Genomic DNA, 21,194 nt, shown 5'->3' with positions numbered 1-21,194 from the left:
CCTTTAGTCGATGACTTTCGGAACCAGGTACAGGCCGTTTTCGACCGCTGGTGCGATGGACTGATAAGCCTCGCGATGATTGGTCTCGGTCACGACGTCTGCACGCAGGCGCTGGCTGGCTTCCAATGGGTGGGCCAGCGGCTCGATACCGTCGGTATTGACCGCCTGCATTTCGTCGACCAGGCCCAGAATGCTGTTCAGGGCCGAAGTGATGTGTGGAAGATCGGCATCATTAAGGCCAAGGCAGGCCAAATGAGCGATTTTTTCCACGTCGGAGCGTTCAAGCGCCATTGCGATTCTCCAGTGGAATACAGAACGGACGGCGTCCGTGTGTTAGATTGTCGGAACACTACCGCATTTCTACGGTCATAAGGCCGCGATTGTGGGGGTTGGTGCACAGAAAAGCGGCCAATTTAACATATTGGCGCCTTGCCCAAAATCCCTGTCGTTGTTAGAGTTTGCCGCACTTTTTTACCCACGCGTTGCCTAGGGTCCCTTTCCCATGTTCAAGAAACTGCGTGGCATGTTTTCCAGCGATCTTTCCATTGACCTGGGCACTGCCAACACCCTTATTTACGTGCGCGAGCGCGGTATCGTCCTGAATGAGCCATCGGTTGTGGCTATTCGGACACACGGTAACCAGAAAAGTGTCGTTGCTGTCGGCACCGAGGCGAAGCGTATGCTCGGCCGTACGCCGGGCAACATTGCTGCCATTCGTCCGATGAAGGACGGCGTGATTGCCGACTTCAGCGTCTGCGAAAAGATGCTGCAATACTTTATCAACAAGGTTCACGAAAACAGCTTCCTGCAGCCTAGCCCGCGTGTGCTGATCTGCGTTCCGTGCAAATCCACCCAGGTTGAGCGTCGTGCCATCCGTGAATCGGCCCTTGGTGCCGGTGCTCGTGAAGTGTTCCTGATCGAAGAGCCGATGGCTGCTGCGATCGGTGCCGGCCTGCCGGTTGAAGAAGCACGCGGTTCGATGGTGGTCGATATTGGTGGTGGTACTACTGAAATCGCCCTGATCTCCCTGAACGGTGTGGTTTACGCTGAATCCGTACGGGTTGGCGGCGACCGCTTCGACGAAGCGATCATCACCTACGTGCGTCGCAACTACGGCAGCCTGATCGGCGAATCCACTGCCGAGCGCATCAAGCAGGAAATCGGTACGGCTTACCCGGGCGGCGAAGTGCGTGAAGTTGACGTTCGTGGCCGTAACCTGGCCGAAGGCGTTCCACGTGCTTTCACCCTGAACTCCAATGAAGTGCTGGAAGCTCTGCAAGAGTCCCTGGCCACCATCGTTCAGGCTGTGAAAAGTGCACTGGAGCAATCGCCTCCGGAGCTGGCGTCCGATATCGCCGAGCGCGGTCTGGTACTGACCGGTGGTGGCGCCTTGCTGCGCGACCTCGACAAGTTGCTGGCCCAGGAAACAGGTCTGCCGGTGATCGTTGCCGAAGACCCGCTGACCTGCGTTGCTCGCGGCGGTGGCCGTGCATTGGAAATGATGGATAAACACACCATGGACCTGCTTTCCAGCGAATAAGTCGCCGGATTGCCTCTATGCTGTTGAGCGCGCAGGCGGCACTTTGCAGTGCTGCCTGTTGGCGCTTATCTTCTGTCAGTCTGCATCCAGGCCGGTTTGATGCCGTATGAGTAAAGAGAACATTTGCCTGGGAGGAGCGGCTTATTAAACCGCTTTTTTCCAAAGGTCCCTCACTGGGCGTGCGCTTATTGGTGCTGGTCGTGCTTTCGATCGCGCTGATGGTGGTCGATGCCCGCTTCACACTGCTCAAGCCAGTGCGTAGCCAAATGTCGCTGGTGCTGATGCAGTCTTACTGGATCACCGACCTGCCGCAGCGGCTATGGCAGGGTGTGGCCAGCCAATTTGGCAGCCGTACCGAGCTCGTCGCCGAAAACGAAAAACTCAAGACCGAAAACCTGCTGTTGCAGGGGCGTATGCAGAAGCTTGCCGCCCTCACCGAGCAGAACGTTCGGCTGCGCGAGTTGCTCAACTCTTCCGCGCTGGTCAACGAGAAGGTCGAAGTGGCCGAGTTGATCGGCATGGACCCGAACCCGTTCACCCATCGCATCATCATCAACAAGGGTGAGCGCGACGGTGTGATTCTTGGCCAGCCGGTGCTCGATGCCCGCGGCCTGATGGGGCAGGTGGTCGAGTTGATGCCCTACACCTCCCGTGTCTTGCTGCTGACCGATACGACTCACAGCATTCCGGTGCAGGTGAACCGCAACGGTCTGCGGGCGATTGCCAGCGGCACCGGCAACCCGGAGCGCCTGGAGTTGCGTCACGTAGCGGATACCGCCGACATCAAGGAAGGTGATCTGCTGGTCAGCTCCGGCCTGGGTCAGCGGTTCCCGGCGGGTTACCCCGTGGCGACGGTCAAAGAAGTGATTCACGATTCCGGCCAGCCATTTGCCATCGTGCGTGCCGTTCCAACCGCCGCGCTGAACCGCAGCCGTTATTTGCTGCTGGTGTTCAGCGATGGCCGCACGGCCGAAGAGCGCGCCAACGAAGCGGCCCAGGCACAAGAGGCGCTGGATCAGCACGGCGGCGGTCCGATCATTCCGGCCACCGTTCCTAAACCGGTTCCGGCGGCAACCGTGGCGCCTGCTGCACCTGCCGTCACGCCGGCGGCCGCTGCGCCGGCTCCAGCAACGCCTGCTCCTGCAACCCCCGCCAAACCGGCCAAACCCGCCGCTTCCAAGCCGCCTGCCGCCAGTAAACCGCCGGCCGTGAAGCCTGCTGTCAAACCGCCTGTCTCCGAACCGGCTGCCACTGGGAGACAAGAATAATGGCCGGCGTCAAAGCCTCCCGAAACAGCTGGATTGTCTGGTTGACGTTCGCGATCGGCCTGTTGCTCAGCGTTTCACCGCTGCCGCAGTTCATGGAAATCCTCCGCCCGTTGTGGCTGGCGTTGCTGCTCGCGTTCTGGGCGCTGACCCTGCCGCAAAAAGTCGGCATGGTCACCGCGTGGTGCCTGGGCTTGGCTGAAGACGTGCTGTACGGCACGTTGCTTGGCCAGAACGCATTGATCCTGACGTTGATTACCTTCCTGGTGTTGTCGCTGCAACAGCGCTTGCGCATGTTCCCGATGTGGCAACAGAGCCTGGTGATCCTGGTGATCTTCGGCCTGGCGCAGCTTGTTCAGTTGTGGCTGAGTGCCTTGACCGGTAACCGTCAACCCACCCTGGCGCTGGTGCTGCCGGCACTGGTCAGCGCGTTGTTGTGGCCTTGGGTCAGCTACGGTTTGCGTGGTCTGCGTCGGCGCTACAAAATCAATTAATTCGGTCAGGCATTGGCCCGCACCTCGACAGGGAGATGTCTTGATGAAACAGCTATACCTCGCCTCAGGCTCGCCGCGTCGGCGTGAACTGCTCACGCAGATCGGCGTGCCGTTCTCCGCCATCAGCGCGGACATCGATGAAACCCCTTTTCCTCAAGAATCCCCGTCGGCCTATGTCGAGCGCCTCGCGCGCGGCAAAGCCGAGGCCGGGCGCGGGACCGTCGTGTCCGACGCTGATTTTTGCGTGTTGGGCGCCGACACGGCCGTGGTGCTGGAAGGCAAAATTCTTGGCAAACCGGTGGACGAAGCCGATGCGTGCGCCATGCTTATGCTGTTGGCCGGTCGTGAACATGAAGTGCTGACGGCCATTGCCGTACTCGATGCCGAACGCTGTGAGTCTCGGGTGGTGCGCAGCCTGGTGCGGTTTCGCAACATCAGTGGCGACGAAGCGGCAGCCTATTGGGCCAGCTGCGAGCCACGCGACAAGGCGGGTGGTTACGGCATTCAGGGCCTGGGTGCGGTATTTGTTGCCGGGCTCAATGGCAGTTATTCGGCGGTCGTCGGGTTGCCGCTGTGCGAAACCGCAGAACTGCTCGGCCATTTCGGCATACCCTGTTGGCAAACACTTAACGCGCGCTGAGCGTCGTACTGACAAGATGTAGCCATTATCGTGAACATGCCTGAACGAGACCCTGCCATGAGTGAAGAGATTCTGATCAACATCACGCCGATGGAATCACGCGTGGCGGTGGTCGAAAACGGTGTTCTGCAAGAGGTCCACGTCGAGCGTACGCAAAAGCGCGGGATCGTCGGCAACATCTATAAAGGCAAGGTCGTACGGGTTTTACCAGGCATGCAGGCGGCGTTCGTCGACATCGGCCTGGACCGCGCAGCATTCATTCACGCCTCGGAAATCTCCCTGCGTGAAGGCCCTGCGGTCGAGAGCATCAGCGCCCTGGTCCATGAAGGCCAGAGCCTGGTGGTCCAGGTCACCAAGGACCCGATCGGTTCCAAAGGCGCACGCCTGACGACGCAGCTGTCGATTCCATCGCGCTATCTGGTGTACATGCCGCGTACCGCTCACGTCGGCATCTCGCTGAAGATCGAAGACGAGGCCGAACGCGAGCGCCTCAAGCAAGTGGTCACCGATTGCGTGGCCAAAGAAGGCATCAAGGAAGCCGGCGGTTTTATATTGCGCACTGCTGCCGAAGGGGCGGGCGCCGATGAGATCCTCATGGACATCCGCTACCTGCGCCGTCTCTGGGATCAGATCAACGAACAAATCAAAACCATTGCCGCGCCGAGTGTGATCTATGAAGACCTCGGTCTCGCGTTGCGCACCCTGCGTGACCTGGTGAGCCCGAAGATCGAGAAGATCCGCATCGATTCCCGGGAAACCTTCCAGAAAACCACACAGTTCGTCGCCGAACTGATGCCGGAAATCGCCGATCGCCTGGAGCATTACCCGGGTGAGCGGCCTATTTTCGATTTGTATGGCGTCGAAGACGAAATCCAGAAAGCCCTGGAGCGCAAAGTCCCGCTCAAGTCCGGCGGTTACCTGGTGGTCGATCCGGCGGAAGCCATGAGCACCATCGACGTCAACACCGGGGCGTTCGTCGGCCATCGCAACCTTGAAGAAACCATTTTCAAGACCAACCTCGAAGCCGCCACCGCCATTGCCCGTCAGCTGCGCCTGCGCAATCTGGGTGGGATCATCATCATCGACTTCATCGACATGGAAGACGAAGAACACCAGCGCCAGGTGTTGCGCACGCTCGAGAAGCAACTGGAACGCGACCACGCCAAGACCAACATCATCGGCATCACCGAGTTGGGCCTGGTGCAGATGACCCGCAAGCGCACCCGCGAAAGTCTTGAGCAAGTGCTGTGCGAACCGTGCAGCAGCTGTCAGGGCCGCGGCAAGTTGAAGACGCCGGAAACGGTCTGCTATGAAATTTTCCGCGAAATCCTCCGCGAGGCGCGCGCCTATCAAGCGGAAGGCTATCGTGTATTGGCGAACCAGAAAGTCGTCGACCGTTTGCTCGACGAAGAATCAGGTAACGTTGCCGAGCTGGAAGGGTTTATCGGACGCACGATCCGATTCCAGGTGGAAACCATGTATTCCCAGGAACAATACGACGTGGTGCTGCTCTGAATCGCGGTGTTTCAACCTTAATAGAACGGCTGGCCTCAGCTTTTTGCAGCATTTTTGCCATGGGAGCCACCTGACATGGAACGTCTGACACGCATTTTGGTTGCATTGACCCGTTGGGGTCTGGGCCTGTGCGCGTTGGTACTCGTGTTGATGGCGTTTTACGTCAGCCTCGGCCGAGAGCTGACGCCTCTGGTGGCCGAATACCGTGCCGACGTTGAAACCAAAGCCACCGAAGCCTTGGGCATGCCGCTGCAAATCGGCAAGCTGGAAGGTAACTGGAGTGGTTTTGCGCCGATTCTGCTGGCCCATGACGTGACCGTCGGCGAAGGCGCCAATGCCCTTCATCTGGATCAGGTGCGTGCAGTGCCAGACATTTGGGAAAGCCTGTTGGCGCGCCAGGTGCGCATCGCTCACCTTGAACTCAATGGTTTGAAGATCAGCCTCAAGGAAGGCGACGACGGTCAGTGGGCGCTGGAAGGTTTGCCGGTGCAGAAAGATCAGCCACTCGATCCAGAGCAGTTGCTCAATCGCATGCAAATGGTCCAGCAGTTGTCGGTGATTGACAGTCAGGTGACCTTGCAGCCCCTGGACCAGCCGCCACTGACCCTGACCTACGTCGGTTTCAATCTGAAAACCGGTGCTTCTCGCCAACGCCTCGATGCGCGAATGACCTTGCCCGATGGCCAGCCAGTTGCCATGAGCCTGCGCACCCGCATTCAGGCCAGTCAGTGGAAGGACGGTGAAGCCGAGGCTTACGTGAGCTTGCCGCAAAGCGACTGGTCGAAATGGCTGCCCGAACGCCTCACCCAGCAATGGAATTTTTCCGAGATCAAGGCCGGCGGCGAGCTCTGGATCAATTGGGGCAAGGGCGAACTGCAATCCGCGGCCATTCGCTTGAACGCACCGCAAGTCAAAGGTGCCTACGCCGAACGCAAGCCCATCCAGATCAACAATCTGGCGCTCAATGGCTATTTCCAACGCAGCACTGAAGGCGTGGTGGTGACGCTGGATTCCCTGGCCATGAATTTTGGCGAGACGCGCTGGGAATCCCATCTGCAACTCACACAAACCTCAGCCACCGACAAGGTCCAGGAGCTCTGGCACCTGCAAGCCGACCGCGTCGACCTCACCCCGCTCACGCCATTGCTGAACGCCCTGGGGCCACTGCCCGAAGGTGTCGCCACGGCGGTGGAAAAGCTCAAAGTGACCGGTGGGCTGCGCAATGTGCTGATCGACGTGCGCCCCAATGCCACCGACGACAGCAAGTTCAGCTTCGCCGCGAACCTCGACCGGGTCGGTTTTGATGCCTATCACGGCGCACCGGCCGCGCGGAATGTCAGCGGCAGCATCAGCGGTGACCTCGGCAAGGGTGAGTTGCGCATGGACAGCAAGGACTTTGTCCTGCACCTGGACCCGATTTTCGCCAAGCCATGGCAATACCTTCAGGCCAACGCGACGCTGACCTGGAAGCTCGACAAAGAAGGCTTCACCCTGATCGCGCCGTACCTCAAGGTTCTTGGCGAAGAGGGCAAGATTGCCGGTGACTTCCTGATCCGCCTGCATTTTGATCACACCCTGGAAGACTACATGGACCTGCGGGTCGGCATGGTCGAGGGGGACGGTCGCTACACCGCCAAATACCTGCCGACCATGCTCAGCCCTGCGCTTGACGAATGGTTGCGTACGGCCATTCTAAAGGGCGCGGTAGACGAAGGTTTCTTCCAGTATCAGGGCTCGCTGAACCATGGTGCGGCCGACACTGCCCGCAGCATCAGCCTGTTCTTCAAGGTGCACGATGCCGAACTGGCGTTCCAGCCGGGCTGGCCGCATGTGAGCAAGGTCACCGGTGATGTGTTTGTGGAAGACAGTGGGGTGCGGGTTCTGGCCAGCAAGGGCCAGTTGCTCGACACTCAGGTGCGCGATATCTACGTCAATATCCCCCATGTCCCCGATGGCAAAAACGTCCATCTGTACCTCGACGGCGGATTCGCCGGCGGCTTGGGCGATGGCCTGAAAATTCTCCAGGAAGCGCCGATCGGCACCGCAGACACATTCGCCAAGTGGGAGGGTGAGGGCGATCTGCAAGGCACGTTGAACCTGGATATCCCGCTGGCCAAAGACGAGCAACCGAAGATTCTCGTCGATTTCAAGACCGCCAAGGCGCGCCTGAAGCTGGCCGATCCCTCGCTGGAATTGACCCAACTCAAGGGTGATTTCCGCTTTGACAGCACCAAGGGTTTGAGCGGACAGAACATTAGCGCGCGGGCTTTTGACAGGCCTGTCACCGCACGGATTTTCGCCGATGGCAGCGCGGGCAACATCAAGACACGCGTCACGGCTTCCGGTCAGGTCGAGGTCAAGAAACTCACGGACTGGTTGAGCGTGACTCAGCCGTTGCCGGTTTCCGGGGTCATCCCGTATCAGTTGCAGCTGAACCTGGACGGTGCTGACAGTCAGTTGATGGTCAATTCCAGCCTGAAAGGCGTGAAGGTCGATCTGCCGGCCCCGTTCGGCATGACGGCCGATGACAGCCGTGACACGACGTTCCGCATGACCCTGCAAGGGCCGGAGCGGCGCTACTGGGTCAACTATGGTCAGCTGGCAAACTTCACGTTTGCAGCCCCTAGCGGCAGTTTTGCCGACGGTCGTGGTGAGCTGTTCCTCGGTGGTGGCGATGCCGTATTACCCGGCGCCAAAGGCCTGCGGGTGCGCGGTGTGCTGTCGGAGCTGGATGTCGGTCCCTGGCAGGATCTGGTGGGCAAGTACGCCGGTCAGGATCCGGGGGGCAGTGCCAAGCAGTTCTTCAGCAGTGCAGACTTAAAGATTGGCAAGCTCAGCGCTCTGGGCACGACCCTCGATCAGGCGTCCGTGCAAGTGAACCGAAAGCCTGCCAGTTGGGCGTTGCAACTCGACAGCCAGCAGGCCAAGGGCACCGTCGGTGTTCCCGATGCGAAAGGCGCACCGATCGCGGTCAATCTGCAATACGTGCGGCTGCCCGCGCCGGATCCGAAGGTGGTGGCCGACGAGAACTCGCCCGATCCACTGGCGACGGTCGACCCGACAAAGATTCCGGCACTGGACATCACCATCAACCAGCTTTTCCTAGGGCAGGATCTGGTGGGTGGCTGGTCGCTGAAAATCCGTCCGACTGCCAAAGGTATTGCACTCAACAACCTCGACATGGGCCTCAAAGGGATTCTGTTGCAAGGCAGTGGCGGCTGGGAAGGTGTGCCCGGTAGCTCCAGCAGTTGGTACAAGGGGCGGATCAGCGGCAAAAATCTCGCCGATGTCCTCAAGGGCTGGGGGTTTGCGCCGAGTGTCACCAGCGAAGAGTTTCATATGGATGTTGACGGTCGCTGGCCGGGTTCACCGGCCTGGCTGGCCAGCAAGCGTTTCTCCGGCACCCTGGATGCATCGCTGACCAAAGGCCAGTTTGTTGAGGTCGAGGGCAGTGCCCAGGCCCTGAAAGTCTTCGGCCTGCTGAACTTCAACTCCATCGGCCGCCGGCTGCGCCTGGACTTTTCCGACCTGTTCGGCAAAGGCCTGAGCTATGACCGGGTCAAGGGATTGCTGGTCGGGACCAATGGCGTCTACGTCACCCGCGAGCCGATCCGGATGACCGGTCCGTCCAGCAACGTAGAACTTGATGGCACCTTGAACCTGGTGGGTGATCAGATCGACGCCAAGTTGCTGGTGTCCTTGCCGGTGACCAACAACTTGCCGATTGCGGCGCTGATTGTCGGCGCGCCGGCTGTTGGCGGTGCGCTGTTCCTGATTGACAAACTGATCGGTGACCGCGTCTCCCGATTTGCCAGCGTGAAATACACCGTCAAGGGCCCGTGGAAAGAGCCGCAGATTACCTACGACAAACCTTTTTGACGCTCTTTTTCAAAAGCCATGTCCCAGCCTGATGGAGTAGCATGGCCGAACATATTCCAATTAGCGACGCCGATCCTGTAGCAGCCGGACGCAGGCTTCGCCAGCTGCTACAGGTTGGCGGACACTTCTCGAGTAAGGAAAGGCCATGTCGGTAGCGGTGATTCAAATGGTCAGCCAAAGCGATGTGCTGGCCAATCTGGCTCAGGCTCGCCGGCTGCTTGAACAGGCAGCGGCCGGTGGTGCGCAACTCGCCGTGCTGCCGGAAAACTTCGCCGCCATGGGCCGGCGCGACATTGCCGACATCGGCCGCGCCGAGGCATTGGGTGAAGGCCCTATCCTGCCATGGTTGAAACAGACCGCCCTCGACCTCAAGTTATGGATAGTGGCAGGCACATTGCCGTTGCCGCCGGTGGATCAACCGACGGCGAAGGTGCATGCCTGCTCGTTGTTGGTGAACGATCATGGCGAAACAGTAGCGCGCTACGACAAGCTGCACTTGTTTGACGTGGACGTGGCGGACAATCGCGGGCGTTATCGTGAGTCCGATGACTATGCTTATGGCAGTGGCGTGGTGGTTGCGGATACGCCGGTCGGGCGAGTCGGCCTGACGGTGTGTTACGACCTGCGCTTCCCGGAGCTGTACAGCGAATTACGGGCTGCCGGGGCGGAGTTGATTACCGCGCCGTCGGCGTTTACGGCGGTGACCGGCGCGGCGCATTGGGATGTGCTGATTCGTGCCCGGGCCATCGAGACTCAATGTTATGTGCTGGCGGCCGCTCAGGGTGGAACGCATCCGGGGCCGCGAGAAACCTGGGGACATGCCGCAATCGTCGACCCCTGGGGCCGGGTGCTGGCACAACAGGATCAAGGCGAGGCCGTGCTGCTGGCCGAACGCGATAGCAGCGAACAGGCGTCCATCAGGGCGCGGATGCCGGTGTCCAGTCACCGGCGCTTTTTCTCGCAGGGCGCCCAGCGACCTGCCTCAGAACGATGAATTTAAGGCGTAAAGCATATGAGCGAGTTGTTGTCCTCAGTCAGTGAACACCTCCTGGCGCCCGGTGGCGTAACGATCGAGAGCCTGCAAGGTGTACTCGGTGATCTGGCCGGCCCGGGCATCGATGCCGCCGACCTGTATTTCCAGGGGCAGATTTCCGAGTCCTGGGCGCTGGAAGACGGGATCGTCAAGGAAGGCAGCTTCAACCTCGACCAAGGCGTCGGCGTGCGTGCGCAATCAGGTGAAAAAACCGGTTTTGCGTACAGCAATGCCATCACCCTGGAAGCCCTCGGTGCCGCGGCCCGTGCCGCGCGTTCGATCTCCCGCGCCGGGCAAAATGGCACGGTGCAGGCGTTCACCACCCAGGACGTTGCCCAGTTATACGGACCGGACAACCCGCTGGAAGTGATCTCCCGCGCCGAGAAAGTCGAACTGCTCAAGCGCATCGATGCAGCCACACGCGCCCTCGATCCACGCATCCAGCAAGTGACCGTGAGCATGGCCGGCGTCTGGGAGCGCATCCTCGTGGCCTCCACCGATGGCAGCCTGGCCGCCGATGTACGGCCGCTGGTGCGTTTCAACGTGAGCGTGATCGTTGAACAAAACGGTCGCCGCGAGCGCGGTGGGCATGGCGGTGGCGGACGTACCGATTACCGTTATTTCCTCAGTGACGACCGCGCCATGGGCTACGCCCGTGAAGCGTTGCGTCAGGCACTGGTCAACCTGGAAGCCATTCCGGCGCCGGCCGGTACGTTGCCGGTGGTATTGGGTTCCGGCTGGTCCGGCGTGCTGCTGCACGAAGCGGTCGGCCACGGTCTGGAAGGCGACTTCAACCGCAAGGGCAGTTCGGCCTATAGCGGGCGCATGGGCGAGATGGTTGCCTCCAAGCTGTGCACCATCGTCGATGACGGCACGCTGGCAGGCCGTCGTGGCTCTCTGAGCGTCGACGACGAAGGTACCCCGACCCAGTGCACCACGTTGATCGAAAACGGCGTACTCAAAGGCTATATGCAGGACAAGCTCAATGCGCGTCTGATGGGCGTGGCCCGTACCGGTAACGGTCGTCGCGAATCCTACGCGCACCTGCCGATGCCGCGCATGACCAACACCTACATGCTGGCGGGCGAAAGCGATCCGGCGGAAATCATCGCTTCGGTCAAACGCGGCATCTACTGCGCCAACCTCGGCGGTGGCCAGGTGGACATTACCAGCGGCAAGTTCGTGTTCTCCACCAGCGAGGCGTACCTGATCGAAGACGGCAAGATTACCGCCCCGGTCAAAGGCGCGACGTTGATCGGCAACGGTCCGGAAGCCATGAGCAAGGTGTCGATGGTCGGTAACGATCTGGCGCTGGACAGCGGCGTGGGGACGTGTGGCAAGGATGGGCAGTCGGTGCCGGTGGGTGTCGGCCAGCCAACGTTGAAAATCGATGCGATCACTGTGGGTGGCACAGGATCGTAAGCAGGGATGGAGCTTCGGGTGAACCGCATGCGGTTCACCCGATTCGGGACTTAGCGCAGACCGCGTTGAGTCTCGTCCAGCTCTCGGATGTACTTGAAGATTTTACGGCTCGATGCCGGTGGCTTGTTGGTCGCCAGTTCGTGCTGGGCCTGACGGATCAGGGAGCGCAATTGCTGACGATCAGCCTCCGGGTAGTCGAGCACGAACTTCTCCAGGACTGCATCGTCGCCCGCGATCAAGCGATCGCGCCAGCGTTCCAGGCCATGGAAACGTTCGTTGTACTGCCGGGTGGAGGCATCGAGTTGATCGAGCAAGGTCAGAATGGCGGCAGTGTCCTGATCGCGCATCAGTTTGCCGATGAACATAAGGTGCCGTTTACGCGCGATATTCGCGGTGTGCTTGGGCGCATCGGCCAGGGCCCGACGCATAGCGTCGGTCAACGGCAGTTTTGCCAGCAAGTCAGGCTTGAGTGTTGTAAGGCGCTCGCCAAGGTCAACCAGAGCATGAAGCTCGCGTTTAACCTGGGATTTGCTTTTTTCTCCCGTATCGAGGGAGTCGTCGTAAGAATCAACCATGGTGGCCGTCCGCAAAGAAACGCCGCCATGATAACCAGTCGGGGGCCACTTGTCCGGCCCGGTCGCTCGAAGGCCTTACCGAAAGCAGAATTTGAGTGGAGAACAGCATGAGTGCAGTTGAAAGCGTCGGCCCACAAGCGTTGCCGGCACTGCAAGAACAAGTCGAGCAGATCATCGCTGAAGCCAAGCGTCAGGGCGCCAGCGCCTGCGAAGTTGCCGTGTCCCTGGAGCAGGGCCTGTCCACCTCGGTGCGTCAGCGTGAGGTCGAAACCGTCGAATTCAACCGCGATCAGGGCTTTGGCATCACCTTGTACGTCGGTCAGCGCAAAGGCTCGGCCAGTACCTCGGCCAGTGGTCCTGAGGCCATTCGCGAAACCGTCGCGGCGGCGCTCGCCATCGCCAAGCACACCTCCGAAGACGAAGCCTCGGGCCTGGCTGATGCCGCGCTGATGGCTCGCGACCTGCAGGATTTCGACCTGTTCCACCAATGGGACATCACCCCGGAACAAGCCATCGAACAAGCGCTGGCCTGCGAAGCCGCTGCGTTTGCCACCGACAGCCGGATCAAAAATGCCGACGGCACCACCCTCAGCACTCATCAGGGTTGCCGCGTGTACGGCAACAGCCACGGGTTTATCGGTGGCTACGCGTCGACCCGCCACAGCCTGAGCTGCGTGATGATCGCCGAGGCTGATGGCCAGATGCAGCGTGATTACTGGTACGACGTGAACCGTCAGGGCAATTTGCTGGCCGACCCGGTGAGCATTGGCCAACGTGCCGCGCAACGGGCGGCGAGCCGTCTGGGCGCGCGTCCGGTACCGACTTGCGAGGTGCCGGTGCTGTTTTCCGCCGAGCTGGCGGGTGGTTTGTTCGGCAGCTTCCTGTCGGCGATTTCCGGCGGCAGCCTGTACCGCAAATCGTCGTTCCTCGAAGGTACGCTGGGTCAGAAGCTGTTCCCGGAATGGTTGACCATCGACGAACGTCCGCACTTGATGCGCGCCCTGGGCAGTTCCGCGTTTGATGGCGATGGTCTGGCGACCTACGCCAAACCGTTCGTCGAAAAGGGTGAGCTGGTGTCGTACATCCTTGGCACCTATTCCGGGCGCAAACTCGGGATGCCGAGTACCGCCAACGCTGGCGGCGTGCACAACCTGTTCGTCACCCACGGCGATGAAGATCAGGCCGCTTTGCTGCGCCGCATGGGCCGTGGCCTGCTGGTCACCGAACTGATGGGGCAGGGCCTGAACATGGTCACCGGGGATTACTCCCGTGGTGCGGCGGGTTTCTGGGTCGAGAACGGCGAAATCCAGTTCGCGGTCCAGGAAGTGACCATTGCCGGCAATATGCGCGACATGTTCAAGCAGATCGTGGCGGTGGGTAATGACCTGGAGCTGCGCAGCAACATTCGTACGGGTTCTGTTTTGATCGAGCGCATGACGGTGGCGGGCAGCTAAACTCGCTTGTCACAAAAAAGGCGCGCCACCTGATTGGGTGGTGCGCCTTTTTTATCGGGTTACTGAGCGGCTTTGGTCTGGACTGGCGTTTACTCGCCTTCGTCGAAATAACGGTCGATCAAGTCCTTCAACGCATCCAGTGCCCTTTGCGCGTCTTCGCCTTCGGTGCTGATATAGATTTTGGTGCCCTTGCCCGCAGCGAGCATCATCATTGCCATGATGCTTTTGCCGTCGACCGTGGATTCCGGAGTGCGTCCTACTCTGATCGTGCAATCCTTGAACTCGCCGGCGACCCCGACGAATTTTGCAGAAGCACGGGCATGCAGGCCCAGCTTGTTGATGATTTCGATTTCCAGAGCAGGCATCGCGGTGTGAATCCTTTAGCTGAGGTCGCGGTGGCGGACCTGGACGTTCTTCAGGGATTGTTGCAGAACCTGGCCCAGACGTTCGGTCAGGTAGACGGAGCGGTGATGCCCGCCGGTGCAGCCAATGGCAATGGTGACATAAGCACGGTTGCTGGCGGCAAAGCGCGGCAGCCACTTGAGCAGATACGACGATATGTCCTGGAACATTTCTTCGACGTCCGGTTGAGCGGCGAGGTACTCGGCCACCGGTTGATCGAGCCCCGACTGCGCACGCAGCTCCGGCTTCCAGTAAGGGTTGGGCAGGCAACGCACGTCGAACACCAGGTCCGCGTCCACCGGCATGCCACGCTTGAATCCGAACGACTCGACCAGAAAGGCAGTACCGGCTTCCGGCTGGTTCAGCAGGCGCAGCTTGATGGTGTCGCGCAGCTGGTACAGGTTCAGATTCGTGGTGTTGATCTTGAGGTCGGCCAGATCGACGATCGGACCCAGCAGATTGCTTTCGTCCTCGATCGCCTCGGCCAACGAACGGTTGGGGGTGCTCAGCGGGTGACGCCGACGGGTTTCGGAAAAGCGCTTGAGCAAGGTTTCTTCGTCGGCGTCCAGGTACAGCACATCGCACTTGATGTGCCGGCTACGGACTTCTTCGAGCAGTTCGGGAAAGCGTGACAGGTGGCTCGGCAGGTTACGCGCATCGATGGACACGGCGACCAACGGCTGTGCCAATTCGGTATGAATCAGTGCGCGTTCGGCCAGTTCCGGCAGCAAGCCGGCGGGCAGGTTGTCGATGCAGTAGTAGCCGTTGTCCTCGAGAACATCGAGTACGGTACTTTTACCTGAGCCGGAACGGCCACTGACGATGATCAAGCGCATGATTAGTGACCGTTTTGCTCTTCCAGAACAACCTTATACAAGGCTTCGTTACTCTGAGCACTACGCAGTTTTTCCCGCACCTCCTTGCGATCGAGCATGCTGGCGATCTGGCGGAGCAGTTCAAGGTGCGCATCGGTAGCCGCTTGCGGGACCAGCAGTACGAACAACAGGTCAACCGGAGCGCCGTCGATGGCGTCGAAATCGATAGGGGCGTCGAGGTGCATCAAGGCGCTGATGGGCGACTTGCAATCCTTCAGGCGGCAGTGGGGGATGGCGATGCCGTTGCCAAAACCGGTCGAGCCGAGTTTTTCACGGGCAATCAAAGCCTCGAAGACATCTTGCATCTCCAGATCCGGCACTTCCCGGGCGATCAGGTTGGCAATTTGTTCGAGGGCTTTCTTTTTACTGCCGCCCGGCACGTTCACGAGGGAACGGCCGGGGGTCAGGATGTTTTCAAGTCGGATCATGGGTTGGGAGTGTTAACGACCGGTTGCACCCTGGAGGAGGCTCTGGGTCTTTTCCTTATGCTTTTTGAGTTGTTTATCCAGCTTGTCGGTCAGTGAGTCGATCGCCGCGTACATATCGGTATGCTCCGCGTTGGCGACCACTTCACTGCCGGGAATATGCAGGGTGGCTTCGATTTTCTGCTTCAGCTTCTCGACCGTCATCGTGACCTGCACGTTGGTGATCTTGTCGAAATGCCGCTCTAATCGTTCGAGTTTTTCGCCGATGTAGGTGCGCAGGGGTTCGGTCACTTCCAGTTGGTGTCCACTGATGTTGACTTGCATACAGCTTCTCCTTCGTTGCCAGTGCATAAAGCGGTAGATCAGATGATCTACCACTGGAACGCTGTGGCGTGGCTCTACATCAACCGCTTGCGTTCGCTCGAAGGCGCGATCCCTAAGGATTCGCGGTACTTGGCGACGGTGCGGCGAGCCACCTGAATGCCTTGTGCCTCCAGTAAACCAGCGATCTTGCTGTCACTCAACGGCTTTTTCTGATTTTCCGCGGCAACCAGTTTTTTGATGATCGCGCGGATCGCCGTGGACGAGCATTCGCCGCCTTCGGAGGTGCTGACGTGACTGGAGAAAAAGTATTTCAACTCATAAATACCCCGAGGGGTATGCATGAATTTTTGCGTGGTCACCCGTGAAATCGTCGATTCGTGCATGCCTACCGCTTCGGCGATGTCATGCAGGACCAGCGGCTTCATGGCTTCGTCGCCGTATTCGAGGAAGCCGCGCTGATGCTCGACGATCTGGGTGGCAACTTTCATCAGGGTTTCGTTGCGGCTTTGCAGGCTCTTGATGAACCAGCGGGCCTCTTGCAGCTGATTGCGCATGAAGGTGTTGTCGGCGCTGGTGTCGGCGCGACGGACAAACCCGGCGTACTGGGCGTTGACCCGCAGCCTTGGAACCGACTCCTGGTTCAGTTCCACCAGCCAGCGTTCGTTGTCCTTGCGCACGATCACGTCTGGAACGACGTACTCGGCTTCGCTGGATTCGATCTGCGAGCCGGGGCGCGGGTTGAGACTCTGGACCAGTTCGATGACCTGGCGCAGTTCATCTTCCTTGAGCTTCATGCGGCGCATCAGCTGGCTGTAGTCGCGACTGCCGAGCAAATCGATGTAGTCGCAGACCAGGCGCTTGGCTTCGGCCAGCCAAGGCGTCTTGGCGGGCAATTGGCGCAATTGCAGCAGCAGGCATTCGCCCAGGTTGCGAGCGCCGATGCCGGCCGGTTCGAATTGCTGGATGCGGTGCAGGACGGCTTCGATTTCGTCCAGTTCGATGTCCAGTTCCGGATCGAAGGCTTCGAGGATCTCCTCCAGGGTTTCATCCAGGTAGCCCTGATTGTTGATGCAGTCGATCAGGGTCACGGCGATCAGGCGATCGGTGTCGGACATCGGTGCCAGGTTCAGTTGCCAGAGCAGGTGGCTTTGCAGGCTCTCGCCAGCCGAAGTGCGAGTGGTGAAGTCCCATTCGTCGTCATCGTTGCTCGGCAGGCTGCTGGCGCTGGTCTGGTAGACGTCTTCCCAGGCCGTGTCGACGGGCAGTTCGTTGGGAATGCGCTCGTTCCAGTCACCTTCCTCGAGGTTGTCCACCGTCGGGGCGGTTTCCTGGTAGGAGGGTTCCGAAACATCGGCATTGGGTTGCTGTTCGGCTTTGTCGGCCAAGGGGTCGGCGTTGTCGAAGTCGTCGCCTTCTTCCTGGCGTTCGAGCATCGGATTGGACTCCAGGGCCTCCTGGATTTCCTGTTGCAGGTCCAGGGTCGACAATTGGAGCAGGCGGATGGCCTGTTGCAGCTGCGGTGTCATCGTCAGCTGCTGGCCCATTCTCAAGACTAGCGATGGTTTCATGGCAGGGGCTTAACACCTTATTCGCCGGCGCACATGCGCCATCCACTACAGGGCGCCGGAGCGCCAAACATAAGCAAATTATATGCCTGAAACTGAAGTGTTTGCCTAGAGCGCTGTAACAATAAAAACCTGTTGATTTTTATCGTCGTAAGCGCTCAGTCGACTAGCCAGACACCTCAACGCTTACAGGCGGAACTCATGGCCCAGATAAACTTCTTTAACCAGGTCGTTGGCCAGGATAGTGGCGGAGTCGCCTTCGGCAATCAGCTGGCCATCGTTGACGATGTAGGCCGTTTCGCAGATATCCAGGGTTTCACGGACGTTGTGGTCAGTGATCAGCACCCCAATGCCTTTGGCCTTGAGGTGGTAGATGATCTGCTTGATGTCGCCGACCGAAATCGGGTCCACGCCGGCGAAAGGTTCGTCGAGCAGGATGAATTTCGGATTGGTGGCCAGTGCGCGAGCGATTTCCACGCGGCGGCGTTCACCACCCGACAGGCTCATGCCGAGGTTGTCGCGGATGTGGCTGATGTGGAATTCCTGCAGCAGGCTTTCCAGCTCTTTGCGACGCCCGGCCTTGTCGAGTTCCTTGCGGGTCTCGAGGATCGCCATGATGTTGTCGGCCACCGAGAGTTTGCGGAAGATCGACGCTTCTTGCGGCAGATAGCCGATACCGGCCTTTGCACGACCGTGCATCGGCTGGTGGCTGACGTCCAGATCATCGATCAGCACACGGCCCTGATCGGCCTGCACCAGGCCGACAATCATGTAGAAGCAGGTGGTCTTGCCGGCGCCGTTGGGACCCAGCAGGCCGACGATTTGACCGCTGTCGATCGACAGGCTGACGTCGCGCACGACCTGGCGGCTCTTGTAGCTCTTGGCCAGATGCTGAGCTTTCAGAGTTGCCATTACTGGGCCTTCTGCTCGTCGGTTTTCTTCTTCGGCTGGATCACCATGTCGATGCGTGGACGCGCCTCGGTGACCTTGTTGCCTGTCGCACGGCCAGCGCTCGCAAGCTTCTTGACTGTGTCGTAGACGATTTTCTCGCCCTGGGTGGTGTTGTTGTCCTTGTCGACAACTTTTGCCTTGTCGATCAGCACGACGCGGTTTTGCGCGGCGTGGTACTGGATAGTCACACCCCAACCCTGGACAGGCTTGGTGTCGCCAGCGGTCTGCAGTTGCTCGAAGTAGGCGAGGTTGCCCACCGAAGTCACCACGTCGATGTCGCCAGCCGGCGTACGAGTGATGGTTACGGTGTTGCCCTTAACGATCATCGAGCCCTGGGTGATGATCACGTCACCTTTATAGGTGGCCACGCCATTCTTGTCGTCCAGTTGGGCATCGTCGGCCTGAATGCGGATTGGCTGCTCTTGATCGTTCGGCAGAGCCCAGGCGCTCACGCTTCCCAGTGCTGCGCCCAGACTGAGCAAAATAGGGAGGGTTTTAACGAGCCTCATACTGTCCTCTTACGTTAGATAGCAGGTGTATCCTGCTTTCTTTCAAGTACGCTTTCATTCCGTTGCCTGTCGATACACCGCCAGCGCCGTCGATTCTAACGGGTTGGTCGGTCTGCGCATATTGCTGCTGCGGGAACACAGTCATACGGGTGGTGGTAATCAGGGTCCTGCGGTTCTTTTCGTCGAAACGGGTAATGCGTACCGAGTCGATCAGCTCGACCTGGGTGCCGTCTGGATTGACTTCCCCATGTTCGCTCTGGACGTGCCAGGGAAACTGGGTGCCGCGGAACATGTTCAGGTCGGGGTTGGTCAGCAGCGTGACCTCGGACACTTTCAGGTGTTCGACCTTGTCGGACGTCATTTCGTACTGCAATTTGCCGTCCGGCAGGTACTGCACGCTGTGGGCGTTGAGTGCGTAATAGTCGATCGCGCTTTCGTCGACAGGGGCAACTGTCTTGTCGAGAAAGCGTTCCGGGCTGATGTTCCAGTAGCCGACCGCAGCGAACAGCGCCGCGATGCAACTGAACAACAGGATGTTACGAAACTTTTTGCTCAGCATAATGGGCTCACAGGTACGCGGCGTTGGCCGCATCGAGGCGGCCCTGGGCGCGCAGGATCAATTCGCAGAATTCGCGAGCGGCACCCTCGCCACCACGGGCGACGGTAATGCCATGGGCGTTTTCACGCACGAAGCTGGCAGCGTTGGCTACCGCCATGCCGAGGCCGACGCGGCGAATCACCGGCAGGTCCGGCAGGTCGTCACCGAGATAGGCCACTTGTTCATAGCTTAGGTTGAGTTGGGCCAGAAGTTCGTCCAGTACCACCAGTTTGTCCTCGCGACCTTGATAAAGGTGCGGGATGCCGAGGTTTTTTGCTCGTCGTTCGACCACCGGGGTCTTGCGGCCGCTGATGATAGCCGTCTGTACGCCCGCCGCCATCAACATCTTGATGCCTTGACCGTCGAGGGTGTTGAACGTCTTGAACTCACTGCCGTCTTCGAGGAAGTACAGGCGTCCGTCAGTCAGCACGCCGTCGACGTCGAACACGGCAAGTTTGATCTGTTTGCCGCGTTGCAGCAGGTCCGAACTCATTACATTACTCCTGCGCGCAGCAAGTCGTGCATGTTCAAGGCGCCGACCGGACGGTCTTCGCTGTCGACCACGACCAGCGCGTTGATTTTGTGGTCTTCCATGATTTTCAGGGCCTCGGCGGCGAGCATTTCGGCGCGGGCGGTCTTGCCGTGTGCGGTCATGACCTGGTCAATGGTGGCGCTGTGGATGTCGATGCTGCGATCCAGTGTGCGGCGCAGATCACCGTCAGTGAAGATCCCTGCCAGCTTGCCGTCGGCTTCCAGAATGACGGTCATGCCCAGACCCTTGCGGGTCATTTCCATCAACGCGTCCTTGAGCAAGGTGCCGCGTTGAACCTGTGGCAGCTCTTGCCCGGCGTGCATGACGTTTTCCACTTTCAGCAGCAGACGCCGGCCCAGCGCACCACCGGGGTGGGAAAAGGCGAAGTCTTCAGCGGTAAAGCCGCGCGCTTCCAGCAACGCAACGGCCAGGGCGTCGCCCATGACCAACGCGGCAGTGGTAGAGGAGGTGGGTGCCAGGTTCAGCGGGCAGGCCTCGTGTTCGACGTGAACGTTGAGATTGACCTCGGCAGCCTTGGCCAGCGGTGATTCCGGGTTGCCGGTCACGCTGATCAACTGTATGCCCAGACGCTTGATCAGGGGCAACAGGGTGACGATTTCGTTGGTGGAACCGGAGTTCGACAGGGCCAGGATGATGTCGTCTCGCGTGATCATGCCCATGTCGCCGTGGCTGGCTTCGGCCGGGTGCACGAAAAAAGCCGTGGTGCCGGTGCTGGCCAGGGTGGCGGCGATCTTGTTGCCGATGTGCCCGGACTTACCCATGCCGACCACCACCACGCGGCCTTTGCTGGCCAGAATCATCTCGCAAGCGCGTACGAAATCAGCGTCGATGTGGGGCAGCAAGCCTTCTACGGCTTCCAGTTCGAGGCGGATGGTGCGTTGTGCTGATTGAATCAGGTCGCTGGATTGGCTCATGTCAGAAATCGTATAGCCTGATGAAAAGGCGGCGATTATAGCGGTAATGATCAAAACCCTCACGCTAGTTCGTCACGCTTTGTCATTCCCTGTAACCGAATCCCCTCTAAACAAGGCTTTTTGCCTGTCATGTTACTGAACATGGTCGGGCTTGGGCCTTGGGGGGCAGGCCTTTGCAGTGATATAGTTCGCCGCCAGTTCGGCCTGCCCGGGGAGGTATGTGCTTTCGTCAGAGAGCCAGGCGTCCGAGTGAGAGGCTGC

21 protein-coding genes are annotated in these 21,194 nt (G+C 59.6%); 9 read left to right on the top strand and 12 right to left on the bottom strand.

Annotated elements, in window-relative coordinates:
* Positions 1 to 3: 3 nt before the first annotated feature.
* On the bottom strand, positions 4 to 291 hold the full coding sequence (gene gatC / locus H8F22_RS25310; RefSeq protein ID WP_007901429.1) for an Asp-tRNA(Asn)/Glu-tRNA(Gln) amidotransferase subunit GatC: 288 nt from the start codon (positions 289 to 291) through the stop codon (positions 4 to 6).
* 211 nt (positions 292 to 502) lie between these two features.
* Here gatC and mreB point away from each other — a divergent pair, with 211 nt between their 5' ends.
* The 8 genes from mreB (at position 503) to tldD (ending at position 11,788) form a co-directional block, all read left to right on the top strand.
* Positions 503 to 1,540, top strand: coding sequence for a rod shape-determining protein MreB (mreB, locus tag H8F22_RS25305; RefSeq protein ID WP_002555108.1), 1,038 nt, complete (start codon positions 503 to 505; stop codon positions 1,538 to 1,540).
* Between the two features lie 143 nt (positions 1,541 to 1,683).
* The gene (gene mreC, locus H8F22_RS25300) at positions 1,684 to 2,808 is read left to right on the top strand and encodes a rod shape-determining protein MreC (protein WP_081743970.1); all 1,125 of its coding nucleotides are present in this window, start codon (positions 1,684 to 1,686) and stop codon (positions 2,806 to 2,808) included.
* Entirely contained in the window at positions 2,808 to 3,299 is a 492-nt protein-coding gene (gene mreD / locus H8F22_RS25295; RefSeq protein WP_194940807.1) for a rod shape-determining protein MreD, read from the top strand. The genes mreC and mreD overlap by 1 nt, the downstream gene beginning before the upstream one ends.
* A 43-nt stretch (positions 3,300 to 3,342) precedes the next feature.
* Positions 3,343 to 3,939, top strand: coding sequence for a Maf family protein (locus H8F22_RS25290; RefSeq protein ID WP_027924520.1), 597 nt, complete (start codon positions 3,343 to 3,345; stop codon positions 3,937 to 3,939).
* Positions 3,940 to 3,996: 57 nt separating this feature from the next.
* Positions 3,997 to 5,454 (top strand): ribonuclease G, encoded by a 1,458-nt coding sequence (rng, locus tag H8F22_RS25285; RefSeq protein WP_027924521.1) that lies wholly within the window; start codon positions 3,997 to 3,999, stop codon positions 5,452 to 5,454.
* A gap of 75 nt (positions 5,455 to 5,529) precedes the next feature.
* Positions 5,530 to 9,333, top strand: a complete 3,804-nt coding sequence (locus H8F22_RS25280; protein WP_194940806.1) for a YhdP family protein — start codon at positions 5,530 to 5,532, stop codon at positions 9,331 to 9,333.
* A 145-nt stretch (positions 9,334 to 9,478) separates the two neighbouring features.
* On the top strand, positions 9,479 to 10,327 hold the full coding sequence (locus tag H8F22_RS25275; RefSeq protein ID WP_194940805.1) for a carbon-nitrogen hydrolase family protein: 849 nt from the start codon (positions 9,479 to 9,481) through the stop codon (positions 10,325 to 10,327).
* An 18-nt stretch (positions 10,328 to 10,345) separates the two neighbouring features.
* A complete protein-coding gene (gene tldD / locus H8F22_RS25270; protein WP_027924524.1) occupies positions 10,346 to 11,788 on the top strand; it encodes a metalloprotease TldD in 1,443 nt (480 codons plus the stop codon).
* A 50-nt stretch (positions 11,789 to 11,838) separates the two neighbouring features.
* Here tldD and yjgA read toward each other — a convergent pair whose 3' ends face one another.
* Positions 11,839 to 12,363, bottom strand: coding sequence for a ribosome biogenesis factor YjgA (gene yjgA / locus H8F22_RS25265; protein ID WP_027924525.1), 525 nt, complete (start codon positions 12,361 to 12,363; stop codon positions 11,839 to 11,841).
* 107 nt (positions 12,364 to 12,470) lie between these two features.
* On the opposite strand from yjgA, the gene pmbA reads away from it, so the two are divergent.
* The gene (gene pmbA / locus H8F22_RS25260; RefSeq protein ID WP_027924526.1) at positions 12,471 to 13,817 is read left to right on the top strand and encodes a metalloprotease PmbA; all 1,347 of its coding nucleotides are present in this window, start codon (positions 12,471 to 12,473) and stop codon (positions 13,815 to 13,817) included.
* 89 nt (positions 13,818 to 13,906) lie between these two features.
* On the opposite strand, the gene H8F22_RS25255 is transcribed toward pmbA, so the two are convergent.
* The 10 genes from H8F22_RS25255 to H8F22_RS25210 all read right to left on the bottom strand — a co-directional run bounded on the left by H8F22_RS25255 (position 13,907) and on the right by H8F22_RS25210 (position 20,933).
* On the bottom strand, positions 13,907 to 14,182 hold the full coding sequence (locus H8F22_RS25255; RefSeq protein ID WP_123435312.1) for an HPr family phosphocarrier protein: 276 nt from the start codon (positions 14,180 to 14,182) through the stop codon (positions 13,907 to 13,909).
* 15 nt (positions 14,183 to 14,197) lie between these two features.
* Positions 14,198 to 15,055, bottom strand: a complete 858-nt coding sequence (rapZ, locus tag H8F22_RS25250; protein ID WP_027924528.1) for an RNase adapter RapZ — start codon at positions 15,053 to 15,055, stop codon at positions 14,198 to 14,200.
* A 2-nt stretch (positions 15,056 to 15,057) separates the two neighbouring features.
* Positions 15,058 to 15,522 carry a PTS IIA-like nitrogen regulatory protein PtsN gene (gene ptsN / locus H8F22_RS25245; RefSeq protein WP_027924529.1) on the bottom strand — a complete coding sequence of 155 codons (465 nt, stop codon included), beginning with the start codon at positions 15,520 to 15,522 and terminating at the stop codon, positions 15,058 to 15,060.
* 12 nt (positions 15,523 to 15,534) lie between these two features.
* Positions 15,535 to 15,843 carry a ribosome hibernation-promoting factor, HPF/YfiA family gene (hpf, locus tag H8F22_RS25240; protein WP_027924530.1) on the bottom strand — a complete coding sequence of 103 codons (309 nt, stop codon included), beginning with the start codon at positions 15,841 to 15,843 and terminating at the stop codon, positions 15,535 to 15,537.
* A 74-nt stretch (positions 15,844 to 15,917) separates the two neighbouring features.
* Positions 15,918 to 17,411 carry an RNA polymerase factor sigma-54 gene (locus H8F22_RS25235; RefSeq protein ID WP_027924531.1) on the bottom strand — a complete coding sequence of 498 codons (1,494 nt, stop codon included), beginning with the start codon at positions 17,409 to 17,411 and terminating at the stop codon, positions 15,918 to 15,920.
* Between the two features lie 183 nt (positions 17,412 to 17,594).
* Positions 17,595 to 18,320: an LPS export ABC transporter ATP-binding protein gene (gene lptB, locus H8F22_RS25230; protein ID WP_027924532.1), complete on the bottom strand. Its 726-nt coding sequence runs from the start codon at positions 18,318 to 18,320 to the stop codon at positions 17,595 to 17,597.
* Entirely contained in the window at positions 18,320 to 18,868 is a 549-nt protein-coding gene (gene lptA / locus H8F22_RS25225) for a lipopolysaccharide transport periplasmic protein LptA (RefSeq protein ID WP_027924533.1), read from the bottom strand. Before lptA ends, lptB begins: the two co-directional genes overlap by 1 nt.
* Entirely contained in the window at positions 18,855 to 19,427 is a 573-nt protein-coding gene (gene lptC / locus H8F22_RS25220) for an LPS export ABC transporter periplasmic protein LptC (RefSeq protein ID WP_027924534.1), read from the bottom strand. The genes lptA and lptC overlap by 14 nt, the downstream gene beginning before the upstream one ends.
* A 7-nt stretch (positions 19,428 to 19,434) precedes the next feature.
* Positions 19,435 to 19,959 (bottom strand): KdsC family phosphatase, encoded by a 525-nt coding sequence (locus H8F22_RS25215; RefSeq protein ID WP_027924535.1) that lies wholly within the window; start codon positions 19,957 to 19,959, stop codon positions 19,435 to 19,437.
* Positions 19,959 to 20,933: a KpsF/GutQ family sugar-phosphate isomerase gene (locus tag H8F22_RS25210; RefSeq protein WP_027924536.1), complete on the bottom strand. Its 975-nt coding sequence runs from the start codon at positions 20,931 to 20,933 to the stop codon at positions 19,959 to 19,961. Before H8F22_RS25210 ends, H8F22_RS25215 begins: the two co-directional genes overlap by 1 nt.
* Between the last annotated feature and the right edge of the window lie 261 nt (positions 20,934 to 21,194).

Origin of the sequence: Pseudomonas mucoides, from assembly GCF_015461845.1 — a bacterium.
Lineage (GTDB): Bacteria > Pseudomonadota > Gammaproteobacteria > Pseudomonadales > Pseudomonadaceae > Aquipseudomonas > Aquipseudomonas mucoides.
Note: the sequence above shows the minus strand (reverse complement) of the source record. Positions and strands in the feature narration are given on the sequence as shown.